Source organism: Rhodobacteraceae bacterium M385 (genome assembly GCA_025141835.1).
Lineage (GTDB): Bacteria > Pseudomonadota > Alphaproteobacteria > Rhodobacterales > Rhodobacteraceae > Gymnodinialimonas.
Window position 1 is genome coordinate 373,619 of record CP081102.1, and the last position, 24,596, is coordinate 398,214.

26 protein-coding genes are annotated in these 24,596 nt (G+C 61.4%); 18 read left to right on the top strand and 8 right to left on the bottom strand.

The window, feature by feature from the left end; genetic code table 11:
- Nucleotides 1-48: 48 nt before the first annotated feature.
- The gene (locus K3728_01785; GenBank protein UWQ95999.1) at nucleotides 49-735 is read left to right on the top strand and encodes a response regulator transcription factor; all 687 of its coding nucleotides are present in this window, start codon (nucleotides 49-51) and stop codon (nucleotides 733-735) included.
- Between the two features lie 210 nt (nucleotides 736-945).
- Nucleotides 946-1,323, top strand: a complete 378-nt coding sequence (locus K3728_01790; protein UWQ96000.1) for a VOC family protein — start codon at nucleotides 946-948, stop codon at nucleotides 1,321-1,323.
- 5 nt (nucleotides 1,324-1,328) lie between these two features.
- On the opposite strand, the gene K3728_01795 is transcribed toward K3728_01790, so the two are convergent.
- A complete protein-coding gene (locus K3728_01795) occupies nucleotides 1,329-2,579 on the bottom strand; it encodes an MFS transporter (GenBank protein ID UWQ96001.1) in 1,251 nt (416 codons plus the stop codon).
- Between the two features lie 57 nt (nucleotides 2,580-2,636).
- On the opposite strand from K3728_01795, the gene K3728_01800 reads away from it, so the two are divergent.
- The 5 genes from K3728_01800 (at nucleotide 2,637) to K3728_01820 (ending at nucleotide 6,360) form a co-directional block, all read left to right on the top strand.
- Nucleotides 2,637-3,596, top strand: coding sequence for an alpha/beta hydrolase (locus tag K3728_01800; GenBank protein UWQ96002.1), 960 nt, complete (start codon nucleotides 2,637-2,639; stop codon nucleotides 3,594-3,596).
- Nucleotides 3,597-3,730: 134 nt separating this feature from the next.
- Nucleotides 3,731-4,519 carry an exodeoxyribonuclease III gene (locus K3728_01805; GenBank protein UWQ96003.1) on the top strand — a complete coding sequence of 263 codons (789 nt, stop codon included), beginning with the start codon at nucleotides 3,731-3,733 and terminating at the stop codon, nucleotides 4,517-4,519.
- Between the two features lie 66 nt (nucleotides 4,520-4,585).
- Nucleotides 4,586-5,497: a thioredoxin gene (gene trxA / locus K3728_01810; GenBank protein ID UWQ96004.1), complete on the top strand. Its 912-nt coding sequence runs from the start codon at nucleotides 4,586-4,588 to the stop codon at nucleotides 5,495-5,497.
- A gap of 27 nt (nucleotides 5,498-5,524) precedes the next feature.
- Nucleotides 5,525-6,169, top strand: coding sequence for an LON peptidase substrate-binding domain-containing protein (locus K3728_01815; protein UWQ96005.1), 645 nt, complete (start codon nucleotides 5,525-5,527; stop codon nucleotides 6,167-6,169).
- Nucleotides 6,166-6,360, top strand: coding sequence for a Trm112 family protein (locus K3728_01820; protein ID UWQ96006.1), 195 nt, complete (start codon nucleotides 6,166-6,168; stop codon nucleotides 6,358-6,360). The genes K3728_01815 and K3728_01820 overlap by 4 nt, the downstream gene beginning before the upstream one ends.
- Here the strand turns inward: K3728_01820 and K3728_01825 are convergent.
- The 3 genes from K3728_01825 to K3728_01835 all read right to left on the bottom strand — a co-directional run bounded on the left by K3728_01825 (nucleotide 6,357) and on the right by K3728_01835 (nucleotide 8,558).
- Entirely contained in the window at nucleotides 6,357-6,785 is a 429-nt protein-coding gene (locus tag K3728_01825) for a hypothetical protein (GenBank protein UWQ96007.1), read from the bottom strand. The two genes, K3728_01820 and K3728_01825, sit on opposite strands and share 4 nt — an antisense overlap.
- Nucleotides 6,782-7,216 carry a hypothetical protein gene (locus tag K3728_01830; protein UWQ96008.1) on the bottom strand — a complete coding sequence of 145 codons (435 nt, stop codon included), beginning with the start codon at nucleotides 7,214-7,216 and terminating at the stop codon, nucleotides 6,782-6,784. The genes K3728_01825 and K3728_01830 overlap by 4 nt, the downstream gene beginning before the upstream one ends.
- A gap of 79 nt (nucleotides 7,217-7,295) precedes the next feature.
- Nucleotides 7,296-8,558 carry an FAD-dependent monooxygenase gene (locus tag K3728_01835; protein UWQ96009.1) on the bottom strand — a complete coding sequence of 421 codons (1,263 nt, stop codon included), beginning with the start codon at nucleotides 8,556-8,558 and terminating at the stop codon, nucleotides 7,296-7,298.
- A gap of 48 nt (nucleotides 8,559-8,606) precedes the next feature.
- Between K3728_01835 and K3728_01840 the strand changes: the two genes are divergently transcribed.
- The 4 genes from K3728_01840 to K3728_01855 all read left to right on the top strand — a co-directional run bounded on the left by K3728_01840 (nucleotide 8,607) and on the right by K3728_01855 (nucleotide 14,996).
- On the top strand, nucleotides 8,607-9,929 hold the full coding sequence (locus K3728_01840) for an amidase (protein UWQ96010.1): 1,323 nt from the start codon (nucleotides 8,607-8,609) through the stop codon (nucleotides 9,927-9,929).
- A 105-nt stretch (nucleotides 9,930-10,034) separates the two neighbouring features.
- Nucleotides 10,035-11,216 carry an aminotransferase class I/II-fold pyridoxal phosphate-dependent enzyme gene (locus tag K3728_01845; GenBank protein ID UWQ96011.1) on the top strand — a complete coding sequence of 394 codons (1,182 nt, stop codon included), beginning with the start codon at nucleotides 10,035-10,037 and terminating at the stop codon, nucleotides 11,214-11,216.
- Nucleotides 11,217-11,228: 12 nt separating this feature from the next.
- Nucleotides 11,229-14,165, top strand: a complete 2,937-nt coding sequence (locus K3728_01850; GenBank protein UWQ96012.1) for a DNA translocase FtsK 4TM domain-containing protein — start codon at nucleotides 11,229-11,231, stop codon at nucleotides 14,163-14,165.
- A gap of 219 nt (nucleotides 14,166-14,384) precedes the next feature.
- Nucleotides 14,385-14,996 carry an outer membrane lipoprotein carrier protein LolA gene (locus K3728_01855; GenBank protein UWQ96013.1) on the top strand — a complete coding sequence of 204 codons (612 nt, stop codon included), beginning with the start codon at nucleotides 14,385-14,387 and terminating at the stop codon, nucleotides 14,994-14,996.
- A gap of 29 nt (nucleotides 14,997-15,025) precedes the next feature.
- Here K3728_01855 and K3728_01860 read toward each other — a convergent pair whose 3' ends face one another.
- Both K3728_01860 and K3728_01865 read right to left on the bottom strand, forming a co-directional pair.
- Entirely contained in the window at nucleotides 15,026-15,601 is a 576-nt protein-coding gene (locus K3728_01860) for a lytic transglycosylase (GenBank protein UWQ96014.1), read from the bottom strand.
- Nucleotides 15,602-15,693: 92 nt separating this feature from the next.
- Complete coding sequence (locus tag K3728_01865; protein ID UWQ96015.1) at nucleotides 15,694-16,581, bottom strand: AEC family transporter; 888 nt, start codon at nucleotides 16,579-16,581, stop codon at nucleotides 15,694-15,696.
- A gap of 88 nt (nucleotides 16,582-16,669) precedes the next feature.
- Between K3728_01865 and hspQ the strand changes: the two genes are divergently transcribed.
- Nucleotides 16,670-16,996: a heat shock protein HspQ gene (gene hspQ / locus K3728_01870; protein ID UWQ96016.1), complete on the top strand. Its 327-nt coding sequence runs from the start codon at nucleotides 16,670-16,672 to the stop codon at nucleotides 16,994-16,996.
- Between the two features lie 69 nt (nucleotides 16,997-17,065).
- Here hspQ and K3728_01875 read toward each other — a convergent pair whose 3' ends face one another.
- Both K3728_01875 and K3728_01880 read right to left on the bottom strand, forming a co-directional pair.
- A complete protein-coding gene (locus tag K3728_01875) occupies nucleotides 17,066-17,692 on the bottom strand; it encodes an ABC transporter substrate-binding protein (protein ID UWQ96017.1) in 627 nt (208 codons plus the stop codon).
- Nucleotides 17,682-18,509: a VacJ family lipoprotein gene (locus tag K3728_01880; protein ID UWQ96018.1), complete on the bottom strand. Its 828-nt coding sequence runs from the start codon at nucleotides 18,507-18,509 to the stop codon at nucleotides 17,682-17,684. Before K3728_01880 ends, K3728_01875 begins: the two co-directional genes overlap by 11 nt.
- A gap of 167 nt (nucleotides 18,510-18,676) precedes the next feature.
- Here K3728_01880 and K3728_01885 point away from each other — a divergent pair, with 167 nt between their 5' ends.
- The 6 genes from K3728_01885 (at nucleotide 18,677) to K3728_01910 (ending at nucleotide 24,594) form a co-directional block, all read left to right on the top strand.
- The gene (locus K3728_01885) at nucleotides 18,677-20,401 is read left to right on the top strand and encodes a type I secretion system permease/ATPase (protein ID UWQ96019.1); all 1,725 of its coding nucleotides are present in this window, start codon (nucleotides 18,677-18,679) and stop codon (nucleotides 20,399-20,401) included.
- Nucleotides 20,398-21,705 (top strand): HlyD family type I secretion periplasmic adaptor subunit, encoded by a 1,308-nt coding sequence (locus tag K3728_01890; protein UWQ96020.1) that lies wholly within the window; start codon nucleotides 20,398-20,400, stop codon nucleotides 21,703-21,705. The genes K3728_01885 and K3728_01890 overlap by 4 nt, the downstream gene beginning before the upstream one ends.
- 70 nt (nucleotides 21,706-21,775) lie before the next feature.
- The gene (locus K3728_01895) at nucleotides 21,776-22,243 is read left to right on the top strand and encodes a RidA family protein (protein ID UWQ96021.1); all 468 of its coding nucleotides are present in this window, start codon (nucleotides 21,776-21,778) and stop codon (nucleotides 22,241-22,243) included.
- Entirely contained in the window at nucleotides 22,240-23,010 is a 771-nt protein-coding gene (locus tag K3728_01900) for a phosphodiesterase (GenBank protein ID UWQ96022.1), read from the top strand. The genes K3728_01895 and K3728_01900 overlap by 4 nt, the downstream gene beginning before the upstream one ends.
- A 106-nt stretch (nucleotides 23,011-23,116) precedes the next feature.
- A complete protein-coding gene (locus K3728_01905; GenBank protein UWQ96023.1) occupies nucleotides 23,117-24,298 on the top strand; it encodes a GNAT family N-acetyltransferase in 1,182 nt (393 codons plus the stop codon).
- Nucleotides 24,295-24,594 (top strand): 4a-hydroxytetrahydrobiopterin dehydratase, encoded by a 300-nt coding sequence (locus K3728_01910; GenBank protein ID UWQ96024.1) that lies wholly within the window; start codon nucleotides 24,295-24,297, stop codon nucleotides 24,592-24,594. The genes K3728_01905 and K3728_01910 overlap by 4 nt, the downstream gene beginning before the upstream one ends.
- Nucleotides 24,595-24,596: the final 2 nt, after the last annotated feature.

Consider the following 24,596-nt stretch of genomic DNA (forward strand, 5'->3'; position numbering starts at 1 on the left):
CGGCGCGTCATGTCAGGGCAACGGAACACGCAGACGGGAGCCCAACCAATGGCAAACCTCAAGAAAATCCTTTTGGTCGATGACGAAGACGACCTGCGCGAAGCGCTGTCCGAGCAGCTGGTGATGACCGAAGATTTCGACGTATTTGAGGCCGCCGACGGCGCGCAAGCGATGGAGAGGGTCAAGGAAGGCATCTACGATCTGGTGATCCTTGATGTGGGCCTTCCCGACACCGATGGCCGCGAGCTGTGCCGCTTGATGCGCAAGCAGGGGGTGAAATGCCCCGTGCTTATGCTGACGGGCCACGACAGCGATGCCGACACGATCCTTGGCCTTGATGCAGGTGCCAACGACTACGTTACCAAACCCTTCCGCTTCCCGGTTCTTCTGGCCCGTATCCGCGCCCAGTTACGCCAGCACGAACAGTCGGAAGATGCGGTATTCCAGCTTGGGCCATACACGTTCAAGCCTGCCATGAAGATGCTGATTACCGAGGACGAGCGGAAGATCCGCCTGACCGAGAAAGAGACCAATATCCTCAAGTTCCTGTACCGGGCCCAAGATGGCGTGGTGGCCCGCGAAGTGCTGCTGCACGAGGTTTGGGGCTACAACGCTGGTGTCACGACCCACACACTAGAGACGCATATTTACCGTTTGCGCCAAAAAATTGAGCCGGACCCGTCAAATGCTCGCCTTCTTGTGACCGAATCCGGTGGATATAGACTGGTCGCGTAGACTTTAACGGCTCTTTAAGCGTTCCTATGTACGTAAAAGAGCAACAGATCCCCCGGTGCCGGGTGTCCCGACCTCCCTCGGGAAAGGCACCACTCTCCCTGTTGACTGGCCCGGACCTTGCGTCCGGGCTTTTTTTTGAGATTTCGCTTTACCTCAAGTGAACTTGAGGAATTATCAAGTGAGTCGTCTTAATGAAACAGGAGTCGACCGATGCAATCGCAACTTGAACACCTCAACATCACAGTCCCGCAGCCAGAGGCGACCGCCGACATGCTACGCACCCTCTTCGGCTGGCAAATCCGTTGGCAAGGCCCGGCCAAAGATGGCGGCCATTCGGTCCATGTGGGGGGCAATGACAGCTACCTCGCCCTTTATGCGCCTAAGGCCCCGTTGCAACAGGCGGAAGACTCCTATGGGCGGGTGAATGGGCTGAACCACTTGGGCGTGGTGGTGGATGATCTGGGCGCAGTCGAGGCGCGGGTGAAAGGCCTAGGGCTGGTGCCCCACAATCACGCGGATTATGCGCCGGGGCGACGGTTTTATTTTCACGATGACAACGGGTTAGAGATTGAAGTCGTGCAATATTGAAAGGCTCAGGCGCGGGGCAATCGCAACCGCGCCAAGCCATAGGCAAAGAGCGCTAAAAAGAGCCCCGCGCACAGCAGGAACACGAGGCGCAGGGCGTCTTCCCGGCCCATCGACGGCTCTGCAATCGCCATGATCCAACCACCCGCCAAGGCGCCAAGGGGCATCATCCCCCAGCCAAAGAACCGGTAGATAGAATTGACCCGGCCCAGTAGCGCATCGGGGATGACCCTTTGGCGGAAAGACACGGTAACGACGTTCCATAGCACCGCTACGAAGGTTTCCAGGAACATAAGGGCCACCGCGACCCAGACCTGCGACGTCAGATAAAGCCCCAGAAACGGGAGCGGCATGAGCGCCAAAGCCACCCAAAGGCTACGAGACGACCCAAGCCGCGCGGCGATCCAAGGGCACAGCAAGCCGCCCGCAACGCCCCCCGCCGCGCCTGCGGTTAGCAACATGCCATGCCCGAATGCGCCAAGGCCCAAGACCTCTTGGCTATAGAGAACCAGCACCGTGAAGCCCGCCATATGCGCGGCGTTCAGCCCGCCCAATATCAGGGCCAGTTGCAAGATCACCCGATGCCCTTTGATCCAGGTCCAGCCTGCGCGCATCTCTCTCCAAAAGCCCTCACGCGGGGCCAACGCACCCCGCGCAGGGAAGGCGATGGCCCAAACGGCAAAGGCGGCAAGGGCGAAGCCAAGGGCTTCAAACACGAAAGGCGCAGGAACGGTGAGGGCGATCAACAGCCCCGCAAGGGGCGGCCCGACGAACTGCCCCATGACCTGCTCCACCGACCAGATTTGGCCGTTGGCCTCCTCTAGACGGTCCTTGTGGACGATGCTGGGAAGGGCAGTTTGCGCGGCGTTATCCCGAAACACTTCCGCCGTACCCATCAGGAAAGCGAGGGCTGATAGCCCGCCAATCATCCACATGATCTGCTGCGACCCCGCGGCCTCTCTCGGGCCAGCGACGATTAGGGCGACAACGGCCAACGCCAAGGCCATGCGGGCCAAATCGGCACGGACCATCATTTTCTGGCGGTCGGCGCGATCCGTCCAAACGCCCACGGGCAGGGACCACAAAAACCAGGGCAGACGGGTGGCGAAGGCCACGATAGCAAGGGCGCGTGGGTCCGTGGTGATAAGCGTCGCCATCCAGGGAAAGGCCAAGACGCCGATCCCATCGGACAAGTTCGACAGACCCGCGCCAGACATCAACAGGCGGAAATTGCGGTTCTCTCGGATCAAGGCGGGCATCGACATCTCCTTCCGGGCCAGCTTGCGCCGGGAAAAGGATCAGGCACAATGCACACCATGAGATTTCTTTTCAAACTGCTCCTCGGCCTAAGCCTCCTCGCCGCGCTGACACTGGGCGGGTTCCGCCTTGCCGCTCACCTGCGCGAGGAGGAGGTCGCCGCAGATGTTGCCCCTAACGATGGGCGCTTGGTGGCGACGGCGCGGCAAGGCATCTTCGCCATTGAACGCGGTCCGGCAGATGGCCCTCCGGTGCTGTTGATACACGGCTCTGTCGGCTGGTCCGGGTCTTGGCGGCACACTTTGGATGTCTTGGCGGCAGAGGGTTACCGCGCCATCGCCATAGACCTGCCGCCGATGGGGTTCTCGGACCGTGACCCGGGCGAAGACTACGGGCGCGCGGCCACTGCGGCGCGTATCCTCGCCTTTGCCGAGGCCGAAGGGATCACCCCGCATATCGTCGCCCACTCCTTCGGGGCTGGGGCCGCGGTCGAAGCGCTTATGCAACAACCCGATGCCTTTGCTTCTCTGACCATCATCAACGGCGCCCTTCCGTTGGATCGGCAAGCGGCTGCTCTGCCCGCTCCCCTGCGTCCCCTCTGGCTGCGCGAGACGCTGGTCTCTGCCACCGTCACCAACCCGCTGTTGTCGCGGCGCCTGCTGCAAGCCTTTCTGCATCGCAAAGACGCCGCCACCGATGAGGTTCTCTCGACCCTCTCGCGCCCGAGCCGCCTTGAAGGCGCGACCGAGGCGCTCGCCACCTGGCTCCCAACTCTACTAATTGCCCCCACGGATCTCCCCTCAACCACCTCCGTGGCCTACGAGAATATTACTCTCCCCACCGCAATCATCTGGGGCGCGGAAGACACGACAACCCCGCTTGCTCAAGGCGAAAACCTGCACCGCTTGATCCCAAATAGTACCCTGACCGTCATTCCCGATGTCGGCCACATCCCTATGATCGAAGACCCGCAGGCCTTCGCCGCAGCTCTTCTCTCGGCGCTCGCCACCCTCCGCTAGCGCCCCCCCCTCATTCACCTTTTCAGAAATATCGCGGGGGTGGGGGCATCTTTGATGCCACCAGGGGGCAGCGCCCCCTAGACACGCCTGTTCCAATCCCTATCGTCGCCGCACCCCACAACCGGAGCCACAACATGCCCTTCACCCTCGCCACTTGGAACATCAATTCTGTTCGCCTTCGGCAGACCCTTGTGGCGCAGTTGATGACGGAAGAGGCGCCTGATGTGCTCTGCCTTCAGGAATGCAAAAGCCCGGTCGATAAAATGCCCTCGGACGTGTTTGCCGCCCTTGGCTACACCCATGTCGTGGCGCGCGGGCAGAAGGGCTATAACGGCGTCGCGATCTATTCGAAAATTCCGATGGTTGAAGCGGGGTCGCATGAATTTGCCGGCCTCGACCACGCTCGCCACGTCGCGGGGCAGCTGGAAAATGGGGTGACGATCCACAACTTCTACGTGCCTGCGGGCGGGGATGAGCCGAACCGGGAAAAGAACATCAAGTTCGGCCAGAAGCTCGACTACATGACAGATATGCGGGACTGGGCCCATGCCGACAAACCGCAGAAATCCATCCTTGTGGGGGATCTCAACATCGCGCCCCGCGAAGATGATGTCTGGGATCATAAGAAACTGCTGAAAGTTGTTTCCCATACGCCGATCGAGGTCGAACATATGGCCCAGGCGCAGGAGGCGGGCGGTTGGGTGGACGTGACCCGTGCCGATATCCCCGATGGCAAGCTGTTTAGCTGGTGGTCCTACCGGTCCCCGGATTGGGATAGCGCCGACAAGGGCCGCAGGCTCGATCACGTTTGGGCCACTTCCGATATTGCCACGGCGGCGCATTCCTCTCGGGTGGCGCGTCATGCGCGGGGGTGGGAAAAGCCCTCGGACCACGCGCCTGTCTTTGCGACTTTTGACCTCTAGCCCCTTGGCGATCGCTACCGGACGCCGCATATAGCGCGTAACACTAGTCATTGACGGAGCCCCAAGATGCTCGAATTCGGTACAACACCAGACGCAGCAGCGCCCACCGATCTTATCAAGGATGTTACCGACGCCACCTTCATGACGGACGTGGTCGAGGCCAGCCAAACGACCCCTGTGATCGTGGATTTCTGGGCTCCTTGGTGCGGCCCCTGCAAGACGCTTGGGCCCCAGCTTGAAGCGGCCGTGACCGCCGCCAAAGGCAAGGTGCGTATGGTGAAGGTCAACGTAGACGAGAACCAGCAGATCGCCGCGCAGCTTCGGGTGCAATCCATCCCTACGGTCTACGCCTTCCACGAAGGCCAGCCCGTTGATGGGTTCCAAGGGGCGGTGCCGGAAAGCCAGATCAAGGAATTCGTGAATAAGCTGGCCGCTATGTCGAAGGAAGACGGCGGTCTTGGCGAAGCGCTGGAGGCGGCTGAGGAAATGCTTGCCGCAGGCGATCACGATGACGCTGCCCAGACCTTCGCCGCGATCCTTGGGGAAGAGCCCGAAAATGCCCCCGCCATGGCGGGCCTTGCCCGTGCGCATCTGGCCATGGGTCAGACCGATGAGGCCGAGCAACTGCTTAGCACCGCCCCCGATAAAATCTTCAACGCCCCCGAGTTGGAAGCCATTCGCGCTCAGATCGAGCTGGCCCGGCAAGCCGAAAGCGCGGGTCCATTGGCAGAGCTGCAAGCCGCCGTCGATGCCAACCCCGATGACCACGCCGCGCGCTTTGAACTGGCGCAAGCGCTTCATGCCGGGGGCGAAGTGGAGCTGGCCGTGGACAATCTGTTGGAGCTGTTCCGCCGGGATCGCACCTGGAATGACGAGGCCGCCAAGACGCAACTTTTCACTATTTTTGAGGCCTTGCCGCCGCAAGATCCCATCGCCCTGAACGGGCGTCGTCGCCTGAGCTCGATGATATTTGCCTGAGGGAAGGATCAGCCTACGTTCATGCGTATGATGACACACGCTGATCTTCCGGGCACGGTCCCGATCTTCCCTTTGCCGGGCGCTTTGATGCTGCCTCGCTCGCGCTTGCCGCTGCACATCTTTGAACCTCGGTATCTTCAGATGATCGAGGACACGATGAAAACGCCCCATCGCTTGATCGGCATGGTGCAGCCCTTTGAGGCCCCCGGTTCGGGGGAGGAGAAGCTGCATCACATCGGGTGTGCAGGCCGATTGACCCAATTCTCGGAAACCGAGGATGGGCGCTACATGATTACCCTTGGGGGCGTCTCGCGGTTCCGCATCAATCAAGAGGTTTCGGGCTTCATGCCCTATCGCCGTTGCGATGTGTCTTGGGATGGGTTTGAGGCCGACCTCGGCCCCGCCGAAACCGACAGCGCCTTTGACCGCGACCCTTTTCTGGCACTTCTCAACCGTTATTTTGAGGCTCACGACCTTTCAACAGATTGGGACAGCCTGAAGGAAGCCGAGGATGAGTTGCTGATAAACTCTCTCTCCATGTTGTGCCCGTTTGAACCTGAGGAAAAGCAAGCCTTGCTTGAGGCACCATCGCTGTCCACCCGCCGCGAAACGCTGGTGACTTTGCTGGAATTTTCCCTGGCCGCAGGCAGCGATGAGGAACGGATGCAATGAGTGAAGAGAAGAAACCTCGCCCCCCCATCGATCGCCGGATGCTAGAGGCGTTGGTCTGTCCGATGACCCAAGCGCCGCTAAGTTATGACGCGGAACGGCAGGAATTGGTGTCTAAGGCGGCGCATCTTGCCTACCCGATCCGGGGCGGCATTCCGATCATGTTGGAAGAAGAAGCCCGCAAGTTGGACTAAGGCGCGGTGTCGCCCCTTTCACGCGTTGGGCGATGCATGATTCCGCCGATAATCAACAACACGACCGCAGCGAAAAAGCCAAGCATGGCGTTGAGCCAAGCGATCTGCATGACAGCGTCGAACGCGACATAGCGATCTGGGCTGGCGTCCTCGTTGAAGGCCGAGAAGATAAGATCATTGGACACGGCCTGAAGGGCGGCGAGGGGGGCGGCAAAGGCGGTGGCCCCCAACACGATTAACCCGCGCGCAATGGCGTGCCGCATGGTGGTGGCAAACCAGATGAAAATCCCGGCAGCCGCAGCGGCAACGATCCCGCTGCCAATGGCCCGCCCCGGCGTGGTCAGCGCAGTGATCGTGAACCAGCAGACGGCAAAGCACAGAAGGCAGAAGACGATCAGAATGGCAGGTCCGTTGCGGGCCTTCATTGTGCGGTCTCTGTAGGTTTGTTGCGGTGCATCAGGCCGCCGATCAGCACTAGGATAAAGCCCGCGAACATGCCGAAAAGCAGCCCGGCGGAGGCGAAGATGGTCGATAGGAAAAGCATGCTCGCTTCTTCATCGGTGAAGGCCCCGCCGTTTGCCATCACCGCGGTCGAGGTATCTGCAATTTGGTCGCCGTACCCCGAAAGGGCCGCAACGGGGACGATCAAAAACACCGCGCCAAGGCCGATGAAGCCCCGCGCAAAGGCTTGGCGGCCGGTCTTCGCAAACCAGATGAACGCGCAGGTCGCCCCGGCCACGATTACGCCCACCACAAAGGCAGTGCCGACCCCGTTCAGGCCAATGGAGAAGAGCGCGCCAAACAGAAGGCTCAACGTGCCAAAGACGATCATAGAAGTGAGCTTTGGTCCCGACATGATGTGTCCTTTGGTGGTCTGGGTTGATCCTATCTTAACGGATGGGCAGCCCAAGCCAAAGCGGAGGATTTCCCGCGCCTTACAGCGCGCGGCCCTGCATCAGACGGGGGAGGTCGCCGTTCAGGCCAGCGGCCTCTCGGATGAAACGGCGGCGCAGATCAGGGAAGGCCCCAATCGCCCCCATGCCAATGTCACGTGCTGCCCGCAGCAACGGGTTATCGTTCGAGAACAGGCGGTTAACGGTGTCTGTCGCCACCGCCAGCCCTGCGGTGTCAAAGCGGCGCCATTGTTGGTAGCGGTCCAACACGTCGCGGCGGGCAAAGTCTTCTCCGCGCCGTTTGGCATCGGCAAGGGTTTCGGCCAATGCGCTCACATCGCGCAGCCCAAGGTTCAGACCTTGGCCCGCGATCGGGTGCACCCCGTGGGCCGCATCGCCCACAAGGGCCAGCCGTTCCGACACAAAAGATTGCGCCAGCGACAGGGTCAGCGGATAGCTGAAGCGCGCGCCCGAAAGGGTGATATCGCCCAGAAAATCGCCGAAGGCCGGGCGCAGGGCGGCCATGAATTCCGCATCATCGGCACGCGCCAGCGCAGAGGCACGCGGCTCAGTCTCGGACCACACAATGGAGGAGCGGTTTCCCGGCAAAGGCAGGATCGCCAAGGGGCCGCCGGGCATGAAGAACTGATGCGCAATGCCGTTATGGGGCAGGGCATGATCGACGGCGCACACCAGCGCGGTTTGGCCATAGTCCCACCCTGTGCGCTTGATCCCGGCGCGTTCTGCCACGCCCGACCGTTTGCCATCGGCCCCCACCAACAGTCCGCCGCGCAAAACCTCTCCGTCCTCAAGCGTGACCGAGGCGATGCCGCTGGTCGCTTGGGCCACTACTTGCACGCCTGCTCGGTGGGTGATCAGGGGCTCTGCCGCCATCGCGTCCAGCAAGGCGCGGCGCAGATAGCGGTCCTCCAGCATGTGACCCATGGGGCCTTCTTCGATTTCGGCATGATCGAAATGCAGAAAGAAAGGCGCGGCTCCTTCGCCCGCCCGTCCGTCCGAGGCTTTGATCTCCAGCATCGGTTGCGCGTGGTCCTCCACGCTGCTCCAGATGCCCAAAGCGTCCAGCATCCGCACCGACGCCAGAGCCAGCGCATAGGCGCGTCCATCAAAGCTGGCGTCTTTCCGCGTGGTGGCGGGCAGGGCATCCAGAACAACACTGGAAAACCCGGCAGAGGCACAGGCCAAGGCAAGGCAAGGGCCGTTTAACCCCCCGCCAACAATCAGAATATCTGCATCGCGTTGTTCCATGCCCTGAACTATGGCGCGCGGTGGGGGATTGTCCATGTGGCGCGTCGTCGTTAGCGTCCGCAGGCGACAATTAGGGGTGACGTGATGGATTGGCTGACGAAAAGCGCAAGTGAGATTGGGCGGGGCATAGGCGCGGGTGATGTGGACCCTGTTGCCATCACGGAAGCCTACCTTGAGGCCGCAAAGGAAAGCCCCTTTGGCAGCCGTATCTTCGCCCGCCAAACCCGTGATCGCGCCCTGGCCGAGGCGATTGCCGCCCATGATCGCGCCAAGCAGGGCGTTCGGCGCGGGTTGCTGGATGGCGTGCCGATCAGCTGGAAAGACCTGTTCGACACCGCCGGCACGGTGACCGAGGCGGGGACCAAACTGCTGCAAGGTCGTGTGCCCTCGCAGGATGCCGAGGTGTTGCAAAACGCCACCCGCGCGGGCCTCGTGTGTCTTGGCAAGACCCATATGACGGAACTGGCGTTCTCGGGCCTTGGGGTGAACCCCTCTACCGCGACGCCGCCAAATGCCAATGACCCAGAGCTTGCGCCCGGAGGTTCATCTTCAGGGGCGGCGACTTCGGTGGCTTACGGCATGGCGGCGGCGGGCATCGGATCGGACACTGGCGGGTCCATCCGCTTACCGTCTGCGTGGAACGATCTGGTGGGCTTCAAGCCGACGCACAATGCCTTGTCGTTGGAGGGCGTCGTGCCCCTTGCGGAGAGCTTTGATACTGTCGGCCCGCTGTGCCGCACGGTAGAGGACTGCGCCGAGTTGTTCGCCGTCATGGGCAACACCGCCGCGCCGGACCTCGCCGAGACCTCGCTCAAGGGCACGCGGATGCTGGTGCTGAACCCCTATGCCACCGATGTGCGCGACGCCCCCGGTGCGGCATTCCAATCGGCGATGGAGCGGCTGTCTAGCGCGGGGGCGACCATCGAAACGGCGGATATCCCGGCGGTGAACGAGGCGATGGAGACCACCCTGTCACTTTATACGGCCGAGGCTTACGGGACTTGGGGCAAAGTGATCGAGGCTGACCCAGAGAAAATGGACCACCGCATCCGCGCCCGTTTCCGCCAAGGGGCGGATGTTCTGGCCGCCGATTTCGTTGCTTTGTGGCAGCGCCTTCGAGTGCTGCGCAAGCAATACTATGCGGCGACGGCGGGCTATGACGCGGTGCTGATCCCTTCGGCCGCGAACCTGCCGCCCAACGTGGCGCGGCTCGATAGTGACAACGATTATTTCGTGACCGAGAACCTTTTGACCCTACGCAATACCCGTGTCGGAAACCTCATGGGCGTGTGTGCTGTGACCTTGCCCACGGGCGTGTCTTCGACGGGGATCATGCTGATGTGCCCCCCCGGTGACGACGCGCGTTTGCTGCGTTTGGCGAAGGCGGCAGAGGGCGCATTGGCTTAACCGCCACACCCCTCTGGAAACACGGCTGTTTTTCTGGACCAGCGCCGCCCCGTTCGCTATCATCATGGCTAACGGGGCGTTAATGACCCCGAAAATGAGGCAGTTATGGTTTTTCCGGAGCGGTTTTCGAACCTCCCTGAATATGCGTTTCCGCGTTTGCGGACGTTGTTGGACGGCATGGAGCCGGGCGGCGACCCTATTTTGATGACCATTGGCGAGCCTCGCCACGCGTTCCCCGCTTGGATCGACAAGGTGTTGGCCGACAGCATCCAGGGTTTTGCGAAGTATCCCGAAAACGATGGCTCTTTGGCGTTGCGCAGGGCGCAGGCCGATTGGTTGGGCCAACGCTATGGCGTCGATGTGGACCCGGCGACACAAATCCTTGTGCTCAATGGGACGCGCGAAGGGCTCTATAACGCCTGCATGGCGCTGTGCCCGGAAAAAAAGAACGGCCAACAACCTGTCGTTCTGACCCCGAACCCGTTTTATCAGGTCTACGCCGTGGCCGCTCTTTCTGTGGGGGCTGAGCCGATGTACCTGCCCGCCACGGCGGCGACCGGCGATCTGCCCGATTTTCATGCCGTTGATCCGGCTATTTTGGACCGCACGGCGATTGCCTACATATGCTCTCCGGCGAACCCGCAGGGCGCTGTTGCGTCCGAGGCCTATTGGGAAGCGCTGATAACACTGGCCGAAAAGCACGACTTCAAGATTTTCGCCGACGAATGCTATTCCGAGATTTACCGTGATGATGCCCCCACAGGGGCGCTTCAGGTTGCCCAAAAGATGGGTGCTGACCCTGAACGGGTTCTGATCTTCCACTCTTTGTCCAAACGCTCCAACCTGCCGGGTCTACGGTCGGGTTTCTGTGCCGGGGGACCGCAAACCATCGCGCGGCTCAAGCAATTGCGGGCCTATTCCGGTGCGCCGTTGCCCCAGCCGCTTCAGGCCGTGGCCGAGGCCGTGTGGCGCGACGAAGATCACGTGGTGGAGAACCGCGCTCTTTACCAAGAAAAATACGCCATCGCCGATGAGATTTTCGGGGATGTGCAGGGCTACAAAGGCCCCGAAGCCGGGTTCTTCCTGTGGCTTCCGGTGCAAGATGCCGAACAGGCCACGGTGAAGCTGTGGCAAGAGACGGGTGTGAAGGTTTTGCCCGGCTCCTACCTTGCGCGCGAAGTGGACGGCGTCACGCCGGGTCACGACAAGATCCGCGTCGCGATGGTTGCTGAAAAAGAAGAAATGCGTCGCGGGCTCATGTTGATCCGCAAGACGCTATATGATTGAGGAGGCACGATAATGGCCTATCAGACCCGCCAGCGAGAGCCGCTTTTGGACGGACATATGCACGAAATCCTCGCCCGTCGGGGCCGAGAGATGTGTGGCATGGCGCTTGTGGGGCTTGGCCTTGCCTTGGCTGCGTTGCTGTGGAGTTACGTGCCCGAAGACCCCAACTGGATGGCCGCTACCGATGCCGCGCCCGAGAACCTTTTGGGTCGCGGGGGCGCTTCGATCGCTGCCGTTTTGATGATGATTATGGGGTTTGCCGCTTGGGTTCTGCCGACGGCAGCCCTTGCTTGGGGCGCGCGGTTCATTCTGCATCGCGGGCAAGAACGCGCCTTGGGCCGCGTCTTGTTCCTGCCCATCGCCATTGCCATGGCCGCGATTTACGCCGCCAGCCATGTGCCGCCTGTGGGCTGGTCGCATTCCTTTGGGGCCGGTGGCCTGTTTGGCGATACGATCCTTGGCGCAGTGCTCAGCGCGTTGCCCATGTCGCCACAGATCGGCATCAAAGTGGCCGCTTTCCTTGCATTTCTTTTGTCGGCAGCGATGGTCTTGTTCGTTTTGGGCGTCACTAAGCGTGAGCTTGGGTTGACCCTACGGTTCCTTTTGGTGGGCATGATCGCCACAGGAACGGCGGTAATGGCAACGATGCGCGGACTTGGCCGTGGGGCAGGGGCCACCGCTGTCGCTTTGCAAGATCGCCGTGCCGCACGTCGCGAAGCCTTGGCCGCGCAGGCTGCTCCCTTAGCGATTGATCCATCATACACCACAACCGGGCAGCCCCGTGTGCACCGTGCGGATATCCCGGTTGAGCCCGCCCTGACCGCCGCCGCCGACCCCGCCTATGCGGAACCCGCCGCCCCGCCTGCACCAGCCGCTGCGCCGCAAGGGTTATTCTCTCGAATGCCCAGTCTGCGGCGGGAGCCTGAACCTACGCTAGAGGGGCCTTTGCCCGACGCCGATCCGGTGTTGGTGGAAGACCTACAAGAAGAGCCCGTGGGGCCAGACCGTGTACGCTCGCGTATTTCGGATGCGATCCGGGCGCGCCGTAGCCCACAGGAAGCGCCCAAGACCGGCAACACCATTGCCGATATCGCGGCCCGTGCTCGTGTGACGCCGGGCACGCCTTCGCGCATTCCAAGCCTGAACCGGAAAGAGCCTCCTTTGACGGCTGCCGCGGCGCAAGCCCCTGTTGAGGCGCCCGAAGCCCCTATGGCCGAGGTTGAGCCTGTTGAGCTGAACCGTCCCGAGCCGCAACCGGCCCCCATCGCTGCTGCCGCGCCACAAGTGCAACCGGGCATCCAGCGCCGCGCCGTGCCCGCCCCGCAGGAAGAGCCGCGCCGCGTTGTGCAGCAACCATCGCGCAAGGCCCCCGCGCAATCGCGCCAAGCCAAGGCAGACAGCCAGCCTTCCTTGCCCCTGTCCGAGCCTGAGCCCTATGAATTCCCGCCGCTGACGCTGCTGACCAGCCCCACCACGATCGAGCGCCATCACCTGTCCGATGAGGCGCTGGAAGCGAACGCCCGGATGCTGGAAAACGTGCTGGATGACTACGGCGTGAAGGGCGAAATCGTCAGCGTGCGCCCCGGCCCCGTTGTCACGATGTATGAACTTGAACCCGCGCCGGGCCTCAAGGCATCGCGCGTGATCGGCTTGGCCGACGATATCGCCCGGTCGATGTCCGCGCTGTCTGCCCGTGTTTCCACGGTGCCGGGCCGCACGGTTATCGGGATCGAATTGCCGAACCAGAACCGCGAAATGGTGGTGCTGCGTGAAATGCTCAGCCACCGAGATTTTGGCGATGGCAACGCCAGCCTGCCGCTGGCCCTGGGCAAGGATATCGGCGGTGATCCGATTATCGCCAACCTCGCCAAGATGCCTCACCTGCTGATCGCGGGTACGACGGGGTCCGGTAAATCGGTGGCAATCAACACGATGATCTTGTCGCTGCTCTATAAGCTGAAGCCGGAAGATTGCCGGATGATCATGATCGACCCGAAGATGCTGGAACTGTCGGTTTATGACGGCATTCCCCATCTTCTGTCGCCTGTTGTCACGGACCCGAAGAAGGCCGTTGTGGCCCTGAAGTGGACCGTGGGCGAGATGGAAGAGCGTTATCGCAAGATGTCCAAAATGGGCGTGCGTAACATCGACGGCTATAACAGCCGGGTGAAAGACGCGCTGGATAAGGGCGAGATGTTCTCGCGCACCTACCAGACCGGCTTCGACGACGAGACGGGCGATCCCGTGTTCGAGACGGAAGAATATATGCCCGAGAAGATGCCCTTCATCGTCGTGATCGTCGATGAGATGGCCGATCTGATGATGGTCGCGGGTAAAGAGATTGAAGCCTGCATTCAGCGCCTTGCACAGATGGCGCGGGCTTCGGGCATTCACATCATCATGGCCACGCAGCGTCCGTCTGTGGATGTCATCACCGGCACGATTAAAGCCAACTTCCCCACGCGGATTTCCTTCCACGTAACTTCCAAGGTCGACAGCCGCACGATCCTGGGGGAGATGGGGGCCGAGCAGCTTCTGGGCATGGGTGATATGCTCTACATGGCGGGCGGAGCGAAGATCACTCGCGTCCATGGGCCGTTTTGTTCGGACGAAGAGGTTGAAGAAATCGTGCGCCACCTGAAGTCCTTCGGGCCGCCGGATTACGCGTCGAGCGTGTTGGACGGACCTGACGATGACAAGGAAAGCGACATTGATGCGGTGTTGGGCCTGAACACGGGTGGCAATACGGGCGGCGAAGATGCGCTGTACGATCAGGCGGTGGCGATTGTGGTGAAGGACCGCAAGTGTTCGACCTCCTACATCCAGCGCAAGTTGGGCATCGGCTACAACAAGGCCGCGCGTTTGGTGGAGCAGATGGAGGAAAACAGCCTCGTGTCGTCCGCCAACCATGTGGGTAAGCGCGAAATCTTGGTGCCTGAGCAGGACTAGCGCGGCACCTATAGTCCCGGTATTAACGTGTGATATCCGCGCGATCCGCAAGGCAACAAGTTTGCCCCGTTCGTCGATAATCTGAGGAGACGGGGCAGCACGGCTAGGCGGTGTCAGTCCTCGCGCAGTGTTGATAGGCGGCGACGCGCCGGTGTTATCGCATAGCGCGCAGAGTGTCCCTATATTCAAGGCAAGCCTTTCGAATCGGAGCATAAATTTATGTCGATCACACGCCGGAACCTTCTGGGTGCCACTGCCGCCTTCACCCTTGCGGGCACATCTGCGGCCTTTGCCAATGCGATCCCTTTGGCGGATTTGTCCGCGTACCTGAACGCGATGCAAACGGCCGAGAGCCCGTTTACGCAGATTAACTCGGACGGAACCGTTTCCACGGGGACGGTCTATATCCATCGCCCCGGACGGGTGCGCTTTGACTATGACGGCGATGATCTTCTGGTCATGGCGGGCGGCAGCCAAGTGGCGATTTTCGATGGGCGCGCCTCGGGTCCGCCCGAGCAATACCCGCTGTCCGAGACCCCTCTGCGCATCATTCTAGAGCGTAACGTGAACCTCGGCCAATCGGGGATGGTCAGCGACCATACGTTCGACGGCACCGCGACCCGTGTCGTGGCCCGTGATCCGCAACGCCCCAATGTCGGCTCTATCGCGCTGGTGTTTACGCCGAACCCGATCGAGCTGCGCCAATGGGTCATCACTGATGAGGGCGGCGCTCAGACAACGGTGATTTTGGGCGCACTTCGGCAAGGCGGGAGCATTCCCGCGAGCTATTTTTCGATCCCGCAGGAAATTAACGCCCGAAACAGGAACTAACGGTAGCCCCAAGTGGCAGCGGCAACCGCCTAGCAGCTGGCAAGCTGAAGGCGGTATTGCTCTGCCCGGCTTTCCACACGGCGAGCAACGTCCAACAACCATGGCTTGGAGTTGTAGCTGCCCCGCGCGTAGCCTGTGTGCCCTTCGTGGTAGGCAAGGTATTGGCGGCGCGCGTCGGTGAGGGGGATGTTGTTCCGCTCCAGCGTCAGGTTCATGTACCAGCCCATGAAGTCGGTGGCGTCGCGGATGTCGGTGCGGTCGGCCCCTCGGTTGCCAGTGGCGTCGATATATTCATCCCACGTGCCGTCCAACGCCTGGGAATAGCCAATGGCCGAGCTTTGGCGCCCCATGGGGATCACACCCAAGGCATAGCGGTAGGGGGGGCGGATATCGCCGTCAAAGCGGCTTTCCTGATGGATTACGGCCATCTGAACGTGAACGGGTACGTTCCAGTTCCGTTCGGCCCGGCGCATGGCCCGCATGTAATGGGGGCGCTCCTCCGCAAGGGCACAAGCGTTGTCGAGGTTTCGGGGGGAATCAAATTCCCGCGACCCACACGCCGCGAGAGAGGCCGTAAGGCCTATCAAAAGAGTTCGTCTATACATTGGCCTGCTCTGCCTCTGGGTTGCGCCATTTTTTCGGCGCGTTAACCCTGACTATACACCAAAAAACCTTGCGGGAAAACTGGTGGATTGCCTTATCCGGGCAGAAGGAACGAAAGCGTGACCGGAAGCGCAATAATCGCCAGAAGTGTTGAGGTGACCACAAGGCTGGCGCTGGCGTCGGGGTCGGTCTGATACCGCTCAGCCATGAGGTAAGAGGTGACGCCCACGGGCGTTGCCATTTGCAGGATCAGAACGGCCAGCGGTACGCCGGACAGACCCACGGCAAGGCCCACGCCGATCCCAGCGGCCAGGCCCACCGACAGCTTGATCGCCGAAAGGCCGAGCGCGGTAAGCACGCGGGCGGGTTTCAGGCGGGCCACAGCGGCCCCAAGGGTCAACAGCATAAGCGGGATGCCCATTTGGCCGACCAACGTCAGCGCATTCAGAGCCACCGTAGGCGGTTGCCAGCCGACGATCAGGGCCAAGACCCCAAGGATCGAGGCCCAAAGGATTGGCTCTTTCAACACGCGGAGGGGGTTCTGCACCCCGGCCACCATCCAAAGGCCCGCGGTGAACATGATGATCGCCATGACTGCGAAAACCACAATCGCCAGCCCCAGCCCGGTGTCGCCAAAGGCAAATAGCGCCAGCGGCAAGCCAAGGTTGCCGGTGTTCCCAAAGGTGAGCGGAGCCAGATAGGCCCGCATATCAAGGCGAAACAGGCGGACGACGGCAAAGGCAGCGGCGGTGGCCAAGGCGTAGCACAGGACCGACGCGAAGCTGAGGGCCGCAAGGGCGCTCGGTTCGATGTCGGCATTGACCAGCGCCGTGAAGATCAAACAGGGCACTGCGAGGGTCATGGCAAGGCGGGTCACGAACTGGGTGGGGTAGTCAAAACCTCCGCGGACCCAAACGAAGCCAGCGAGCCCCAAAACAAAGACGGGCGCGGTAATTTCGAGAACGGCAAAAGCTAGGTTCACAGACTGTTTCCCTGTTGAACGGTGCGTCGGGATGGACAAACCCGGTAACGGTTCGATAATGAATCTTGGTAAGTTCTGGGGGCAATCCATGCTTGAGACACAAGCCAAATACAATATCGGGCAGATCGTCCGTCACAAGAAGCACCCGTTTCGCGGGGTTGTTTTTGATATTGATGCGGAATTCTCAAATTCCGAAGAATGGTACGAAGCTATCCCAGAAGAGGCGCGCCCCCTGAAGGACCAGCCGTTTTATCACCTGTTGGCTGAGAACGACCAAACCTACTACGTCGCCTATGTCTCGGAGCAGAACCTTGTGCCCGACGATAGTGGCGAGCCGGTGAGCCACCCTGACCTTCCCGATCTTTTCGGAGAATTTCGCAACGGTCATTACCCGTTAGAATATCAGCTGAATTAGGTGCGAGCCGTTGTGTCGCGAGGGGGTGGCGGGCTTAAGCCCGCCCTACAATCCACCGTACGGCGTGACTTAACCGAGTGTCCGAAGATGCTGCGTCAGGGCATCAATGTTGCCGCCGCGCGATTCCAGCATCGCGCCGATCTCTGTCCTTTCCGAGATCATCAGGTTCACACCCTCGATAATCAGGTTGAAGAACAGCGGCCGCCCCGAGCCGTCTGACACCAGCCAGCGCAGCTCGAATGGCGCTTCATTGCGCATGTTCACGGTGCTGATGACCTCGAAGAACGAGCGTACCGGCCGGGCAGAGTTCACGGTGATCGACCCGCCAATAAACTCCCGGAAACGGCGACCGTATTTCGCCGAGAAGTAATCCTGGAACGCCTCGGTAAAGGCGCGCATCTGTGCGTTGCTGGCGGACCGTGCTGAAGGGCCAAGCACCGAACGGGCGATGGTGGGCACGTCTGCGTAGGTGCTGAGGATACGCTCCATCTCTCGCAGAACGCTGGCTTCCGACCCGCCCGAGGCGATGACACGGTTCACGTCTGCCACAGCGGCCTCCACCAGCGCTTGAGCTTGGTTCGCGTTCAACGCCTGGGCATGGCCGGGCAGGAACGGCACAGCCGCCCCGGCAACAGCGGTGGACAAAAAGGCACGACGGCCAAAGCGAGAGCGGAGGGATTGGAATTTATTGGGCATAGGGATCAAAATACGGGTCCGAGTAAGGGTCATAATTTGGGTCAGCGGCTACGGCTTGGGCCGCCGCGGCTGGGTCTGCATCGGCGTAGGGGTCTTCATAGTCGGCGCTGGAGCCGCCCAATTCATACCGGCGCTGTTGCAGGTAGAGAGAGCGTAACTGCGCATAGCTGTCGGCGCTTTCATACAGAACGGAATCGATCGTTCCGTCGAATTCGTAGCGAGAGTTCAACCCAGAGGCGACGCTTGTGGCCGTCAGATAATTGCTTTCGGGCGTTTCTATGTAGTGGCGTAGCGGGTTCATCGCGTAGTCCACGACCATGCCGACGGTATCGCGGGTGGTGGACGGGCCAAAGAACGGGTGCACCACGTAGTCGCCCTCTCCCACACCGTAGATGTGCAGGGTCTCGCCAAAGTCCGTGTCGGCCTCATGCACACCAAGGGCGGTGGCCACATCGAACAGGCCCGCCACGCCGACGGTGGTGTTCAGCGCAAACCGCAGGGTGTTCTGCGCCGCATCGCCAAGGCGCAATTGCAGCAGGTTGTTCAGCACATAACCGGGCTGGTTAAGGTTGGATGCGAAGTTAGAGACACCAACCCGCACAGGTTCCGGCACACCCGATCCGTAGGCGTCGGAGGCAGGGCTTAGAAAGGCCCGGTCGAGGGAAAGGTTAAGCTCATGAGCGGCGCGGTTTCGGGCCTCATCTGCGTCGGCAATCTGATCGCCGGGCGGCAAGGTTGCCGGGCCGCAAGCGGACACCAGAACGACCAGCGCAAAAGCGCTGCATTGGCCCAAAAATCGCGAAGGTAAAAAGCGCACGTCGATCCCCCAAAGGCAGCATGTCTGGCGACTTTGTCCGCCTACACACTTCTTAAAGGGTATAGGGTAATAATTCGGGGCACCACACCCTTGTTACATCGGCAGGGAAGGGCTGCCTGTCAAGGCGGCGTGTGGCAGGAAATGCACCACAAAAGGCCGCCAACCCGATGCACATGATTGCAATTGATGAGCTGGCAGAGTTTCGCCGACGCAACGGCTGGATTCTGTGGTCCGTCGCATTGTTCAGCCTGTTTGTGAACGTCCTGATGCTGACCGGTCCCCTATTCATGTTGCAGGTCTATGAACGGGTCTTGGGATCGGGGAGTGAGGAAACGCTTCTGGCCCTGTCGGTGCTGGTGGCGTTCCTGTTTTTGATGATGGGAATCTTGGATTACGCCCGCGCCCGCGTTGCGGCCCGGTTCGGGGCGCGGTTGCAGGAAACCTTCGATGCGCGTGTTTTCCGTGCGGCGTTGGACCGGGCGCAGCGCACGGGGCAGGCGCAGACGGCGCTGGCAGATTTGGCCTCGGTCCAGCGGGTCATGTCCTCTCCGGTGTTTATGGCCGTGTTTGATTTGCCGTTTACGCCGTTGTTTATTTTGGCGATCTTTACGTTCCATGGCTGGTTGGGGTGGTTCGCGCTGGGGGCCGCGCTTGCGCTGGTGCTCGTGACAATCGCCAACCGCATCAGCACCGCCGGGCCTTTGGCAGAGGCATCGGAAACCGGCCGGGCGGCGGACCGGATGGCGGCGGAAATGCAATCATCGGCCGAGGTGATACGCTCGCTCGGGATGCAGGGCGCAGCCTTTGCTCGGTGGCACCAGCAACGGGCGCGGGCGTTGGATGTCAGCATGCACGTGGCCGACCGCGCGGGGGGCTTTGCGACGCTATCCAAGACCCTGCGCCTGTTCGTGCAATCGGCGATATTGGGCCTTGCCGCCCTACTGGTTCTGCGCGGCGAAATGCAGGCGGGCGCGATGATTGCAGGATCGATCCTTATGGGCCGCGCCCTTGCACCGATTGATATGGCGATTGGACAATGGCCGTTCATTCAGGAGGCTTTGCGGGGCTGGCATCGCCTGGGCGCCCTATTGCTGGCCGAGGGCGAGACTCTCCCGCGGCTGGCGCTGCCACGCCCCAAAGCCGCGCTAGAGGTGGCGGGCCTAACCGTCGCCCCGCCGGGAGAGGTGAAGCCTTCCCTGCGCGGCGTGTCCTTCCGCTTGGAACCGGGGGAGGCGATTGGCATTATCGGCCCGTCTGGCTCGGGCAAATCCACGTTGGCGCGGGCCATCACCGGTGTTTGGCCTATCTCTGGCGGCTCGATCCGGTTGGACCGTGCGACGTTGGACCAATACGACCCGGACGCACTGGGCAAGTTGATCGGCTACCTGCCGCAATCGGTCAGCCTGTTTGACGGTTCTGTTGCAGAAAACATCGCCCGCCTCGATCCGTCGCCCAAGGCAGCCGCCGTGACCTCGGCCGCTACCGCCGCCGCCGCCGACACCATGATCCGAGAGCTTCCCCATGGTTATGACACCGACGTATCGGGCACCGGCCCGCGCTTGTCCGGCGGGCAGGTACAGCGCGTTGGGTTAGCCCGTGCACTCTACGGCGATCCGGTGCTTTTGGTGCTGGATGAGCCGAACTCCGCGCTCGATCATGAGGGGTCAGAGGCGCTGAACATCGCCGTGCAGGGCATGAAGGCGGCGGGCCACAGCGTGCTTATCATGGCGCACCGGCCCAATGCCATCCAGCAGTGCGATAAGCTGTTGGTCCTGAATGGCGGTGTCGTGCAAGCGTTCGGCCCTCGTGATGAGGTGCTGGCAAAGGTCCTGCATAACAGCGCCGAGGTGCAGCGCGTCACCAAAGGACAGTCACCGGGGGATTTGACATGACCCCAGTCACCCGTTCCGCTTGGTCCGTTCGCGGACCCATGGGCCTTGGCCTTTTTGCGCTGTTCGTTTTGGTCGCAGGCTTTGGCAGCTGGTCTGTGTCCAGCACGCTGTCGGGGGCCGTTGTCGCCTCAGGCCAGATCGAGGTGGACCGTAATAGGCAAGCGATCCAGCATCCCGAAGGGGGCGTGGTAGCGGAATTGCTGGTCGATGAAGGGGACCGTGTGGCCGAAGGGCAGGTGCTTGTCCGGCTTGACGCGGCCGAGGCCACAACCGAGCTGACGGTCGCCCTTGCGCGCCTGGCAGAAACGGGCGCGCGCCGCGCGAGACTGACCGCAGAGCGCGACGGTGCCGTTGCCTTCGCGTATGACGAAAGCCTTCGCGCCTTTGGTGCCGTGAACCCCGATATTGCCGATGTGCTGAGCGGGCAGCAAAACCTCTTCGCCGCCCGCGCCGACACCCTCGCGCGGGAGGAGGAGCAATTGCGGGGGCGGATCACGCAGATAGGCACTCAGGTCGATGCCATGCGCGCCCAAGAAGCGGCGTTGGAGGAGCAAATTGCCCTCGTCACGGAGGAACTTTCGCGCCGGGAGGACCTGTTAGATCGCGGTTCTGGCACGGTGGAACCGGTCGTGCGCCTGCGCCAAGAGCTGGTGCAATTACGCGGACAGTTGGGCCAAGCCATCGCAGGCCGTGCCGAAGCTGCGGAGCGGATCATCGAGACGGAACTGGCGATTTTACAGATCACCACCAGTCGCCGCGAGCAAGCGATTGCAGAGCTGCGTGAAATCCGCGTCGTGGAACAGGAATTAAACGAACGCGCCGCCAACCTTGAACGGCGCATCTCGAGGCTGGAACTGCGTGCGCCCGTGGCGGGCACGATCCATGGGTTGACCATTTTCGGGACTGGGTCAGTCCTGCGCCCGGCGGACCCTTTCGCCTATATCGTCCCCGAAGGACGCCCCTTGGTGATCTCGGCCCGTGTCCCTGCGATAGACATCGATCAGGTGTTTGAGGGGCAATCGGTTTCCCTCCGCTTCCCCGCGTTTGACCAACGCACCATGCCCGATGTGCGCGGGCGGGTCGCCCAAGTCTCTGCCGATGCCTTCGTGGATGAGGCCAGCGGCAGCAGTTTCTACCGCACCGAAATAACCATGTCTGACGATCAAGCACAGCTTCTGGAGGGGCATGTGCTGATCCCCGGCATGCCTGTTACGGCATTTATTCGCACCGAAGATCGCACGCCGCTGACCTATCTGCTGGAACCTTTCGCCGCCTATTTCTCTCGTGCGATGCGGGAAAGCTAAAGCGGTCTTTCCTTGCCGCGCCTACCGACTTAGGGTCGCGCCAAATTCACATATTTGCGGAGGCTCGGACATGAGCGGAAACTTTGAAGCACGGCTCGCGGAATTGGGTGTCACTTTGGGCAACGCGGCGGCCCCTGCGGCCAACTACGTGCCTTTTGTTCAGGTGGGAGAGACTTTGTTCGTCTCGGGCCAGATCTCCATGGAAAACGGTGAATTGATCACTGGTAAAGTCGGCGCTGACTTGACAGTGGAGGAAGGCGCAGCAGCGGCACGGGTTTGCGCGATCAACCTTTTGGGTCAGGTGAAAGCGGCCTGTGGCGGCGATCTTGATCGGTTGGTGCGCGTGGTAAAGCTAACCGGCTTCGTGAATTCTACACCTGAGTTCGGCGATCAGCCCAAGGTTGTGAACGGTTGTTCGGATTTCCTTGTGGAGGCGCTGGGCGACGCCGGCCGTCACTCCCGCTCGGCGGTCAGTGCGGGTGCTTTGCCGTTCAACGTTGCGGTAGAAATCGAAGGCATCTTCCAGATCAAACCATGACACCGAAGCTTCCCGCCGCCTTCCTTGGCCAACCGCTAACCCATCGTGGTCTCCATGATCGGGCAAGCGGCGTGATTGAAAATAGCGCAGGCGCCGTAAGGGCGGCTGTGGCCGCAGGGTATGGGATTGAGGTGGACGTTCAGCTGACCTCGGATGGGGCGGCGATGGTGTTCCACGATGAACGGCTGGATCGTCTTACCGCCGAAAGCGGCCCGATCCGCGGCTGGGCGTCACGGGATCTGGTGAATGTGAGACTTACCGGATCGACTGAAACAGTGCCGACCCTGCCTGATGTGCTGAAAATCGTTGACGGCAAGGTGCCTCTGTTGATCGAGCTGAAGGACCAATCCGGCGGCACGGGCGCGGCCCCGGATGAGCTTGAACGCGCGGTCGCCTCCGCGCTGGAAGGCTACGTTGGCCCCGTGGCTGTGATGTCCTTCAACCCCCACATGGTCGCCAACATGGCCAAACGCGCCCCGAGCGTCGCGCGGGGGATCGTGACGGACGGCTATAATGAAACGGAATGGCCGGACCTGTCGCCGGACACGTTGAAAGCGCTGCGTGAAATCGGGGCCTTTGATACGGTCGGGGCCAGTTTCATCAGCCACAACCGGGCCGATCTTGCAGCGCCACGGGTGGCAGAGCTGAAGGCCAGGGGTGTGCCTATCCTGTGTTGGACCGTCCGCTCGCCCGAGCAAGAGGTTGAGGCGCGTCGCGTCGCCGACAACATCACGTTTGAAGGCTACATTCCTGCCGACCGACCTTGATGCCAGAAGTCCAGCCGCCGGGGCATTGCGCCCCCGGCGGCGTTAAAGGATTGACCGCCGCGCCCAAGGCCCCATCTTTGACCTGACCCATAATGGAGCCTTAAGCGTGGACGGTGACACCCAGATCAGCATCGAAGTTCTGACCTCTCTGTCGCAGATTGCGCCCGAGGATTGGGATGCCTGCGCCTGCCCCGAGGCGGGGCGCCCGCTTGACCCCTTCACCACCTACCGTTTTCTGAATGCGTTGGAGCAATCGGGCAGTGTGGGGCAGGGGACGGGCTGGCAGCCGCGCTATCTGGTGGCGCGGCAGGGAGACCTCGTGATCGCTTGCGCGCCGATGTACGCCAAGGGCCATAGTCAGGGCGAATATATCTTCGATCACAACTGGGCCCATGCCTATGAAAATGCGGGCGGGCAATATTACCCCAAGCTCCAGATCGCCGCCCCCTTCACCCCCGCCACAGGCCGCCGCTTTTTGACCCGTCCGGGTCACGACACCACCGGCATTTCCGCGCTGATACAAGCCGCGGTGCAAATCGCCGCAGATAATGAGTTGTCGTCGATCCACATTACCTTCTGCACCGAGGATGAGGCGATTGCGGGCGAACGCATCGGCCTGATGCGGCGTGTGTCGCAGCAGTTTCATTGGGTCAACGACGGCTATGCGAGTTTCGATGATTTCCTTGGCAACTTGTCGTCACGCAAACGCAAGAACATCCGCAAGGAACGTGCCCGCGCACAGGATTTCGGCGGAGAGATCGTCAGCCTCACCGGAGAGCAGATCAAGCCTGAGCATTGGGACGCCTTCTGGCACTTCTACCAAGACACCGGCGCGCGCAAATGGGGGACGCCCTATCTGACGCGAGCGTTTTTCGACTTGGCTCATCAGACGATGGCTGATGACATGCTCTTGTGTCTCGCCATTCGCGACGGCCAGCCCGTGGCGGGGGCGCTGAACTTTATCGGGGCCGATACGCTCTATGGGCGTTACTGGGGGTGTGTGGAAGATCACCCCTGTCTACATTTTGAGCTGTGCTACTACCGCGCCATTGATTTCGCCATTGCGCAGGGTTTGTCACGGGTGGAAGCGGGGGCGCAGGGAACTCATAAGCTGGCACGGGGTTACATGCCCGTGGCGACCCATTCGCTGCATTGGGTTGGGGACGCAGGTTTCGCCAAGGCCATCGGAGATTATCTGGAGGCCGAAAGAAATGCGATCGACGAAGAGATCGAGGTTTTGACAAGCTACGGCCCCTTCAAGGCGGCACAGGTAGGGGAACAGGAATGACCAACGCAGCCCTAACAGCCGAGGCCCGCGAAACCGGCTTGGCCGAGGTGAAGTCGCGCGGGTGGACCGTGGTAGACGGCCGCGATGCGATCACCAAGACTTTCATCTTCAAGAACTTCTCGGAAGCCTTCGCCTGGATGACCCGCGCGGCGATGGTGGCCGAGCAGATGGACCACCATCCTGAATGGTCGAACGTCTACAAGACGGTAGAAGTGACCCTGACCAGCCACGACGTAAATGGCCTTTCTCCGCGTGATATCGCGATGGCCTCTAAATTAGATGCCCTGTTGGGTTAAGA

Bases quoted from the DNA above. Each gene is read 5' to 3' on its own strand.
- K3728_01785 (UWQ95999.1), top strand. From the start codon at position 49: ATGGCAAACCTCAAGAAAATCCTTTTGGTCGATGACGAAGACGACCTG.
- K3728_01790 (UWQ96000.1), top strand. From the start codon at position 946: ATGCAATCGCAACTTGAACACCTCAACATCACAGTCCCGCAGCCAGAG.
- K3728_01795 (UWQ96001.1), bottom strand. From the start codon at position 2,579: ATGCCCGCCTTGATCCGAGAGAACCGCAATTTCCGCCTGTTGATGTCT.
- K3728_01800 (UWQ96002.1), top strand. From the start codon at position 2,637: ATGAGATTTCTTTTCAAACTGCTCCTCGGCCTAAGCCTCCTCGCCGCG.
- K3728_01805 (UWQ96003.1), top strand. From the start codon at position 3,731: ATGCCCTTCACCCTCGCCACTTGGAACATCAATTCTGTTCGCCTTCGG.
- trxA (UWQ96004.1), top strand. From the start codon at position 4,586: ATGCTCGAATTCGGTACAACACCAGACGCAGCAGCGCCCACCGATCTT.
- K3728_01815 (UWQ96005.1), top strand. From the start codon at position 5,525: ATGATGACACACGCTGATCTTCCGGGCACGGTCCCGATCTTCCCTTTG.
- K3728_01820 (UWQ96006.1), top strand. From the start codon at position 6,166: ATGAGTGAAGAGAAGAAACCTCGCCCCCCCATCGATCGCCGGATGCTA.
- K3728_01825 (UWQ96007.1), bottom strand. From the start codon at position 6,785: ATGAAGGCCCGCAACGGACCTGCCATTCTGATCGTCTTCTGCCTTCTG.
- K3728_01830 (UWQ96008.1), bottom strand. From the start codon at position 7,216: ATGTCGGGACCAAAGCTCACTTCTATGATCGTCTTTGGCACGTTGAGC.
- K3728_01835 (UWQ96009.1), bottom strand. From the start codon at position 8,558: ATGGACAATCCCCCACCGCGCGCCATAGTTCAGGGCATGGAACAACGC.
- K3728_01840 (UWQ96010.1), top strand. From the start codon at position 8,607: ATGGATTGGCTGACGAAAAGCGCAAGTGAGATTGGGCGGGGCATAGGC.
- K3728_01845 (UWQ96011.1), top strand. From the start codon at position 10,035: ATGGTTTTTCCGGAGCGGTTTTCGAACCTCCCTGAATATGCGTTTCCG.
- K3728_01850 (UWQ96012.1), top strand. From the start codon at position 11,229: ATGGCCTATCAGACCCGCCAGCGAGAGCCGCTTTTGGACGGACATATG.
- K3728_01855 (UWQ96013.1), top strand. From the start codon at position 14,385: ATGTCGATCACACGCCGGAACCTTCTGGGTGCCACTGCCGCCTTCACC.
- K3728_01860 (UWQ96014.1), bottom strand. From the start codon at position 15,601: ATGTATAGACGAACTCTTTTGATAGGCCTTACGGCCTCTCTCGCGGCG.
- hspQ (UWQ96016.1), top strand. From the start codon at position 16,670: ATGCTTGAGACACAAGCCAAATACAATATCGGGCAGATCGTCCGTCAC.
- K3728_01875 (UWQ96017.1), bottom strand. From the start codon at position 17,692: ATGCCCAATAAATTCCAATCCCTCCGCTCTCGCTTTGGCCGTCGTGCC.
- K3728_01885 (UWQ96019.1), top strand. From the start codon at position 18,677: ATGCACATGATTGCAATTGATGAGCTGGCAGAGTTTCGCCGACGCAAC.
- K3728_01890 (UWQ96020.1), top strand. From the start codon at position 20,398: ATGACCCCAGTCACCCGTTCCGCTTGGTCCGTTCGCGGACCCATGGGC.
- K3728_01895 (UWQ96021.1), top strand. From the start codon at position 21,776: ATGAGCGGAAACTTTGAAGCACGGCTCGCGGAATTGGGTGTCACTTTG.
- K3728_01900 (UWQ96022.1), top strand. From the start codon at position 22,240: ATGACACCGAAGCTTCCCGCCGCCTTCCTTGGCCAACCGCTAACCCAT.
- K3728_01910 (UWQ96024.1), top strand. From the start codon at position 24,295: ATGACCAACGCAGCCCTAACAGCCGAGGCCCGCGAAACCGGCTTGGCC.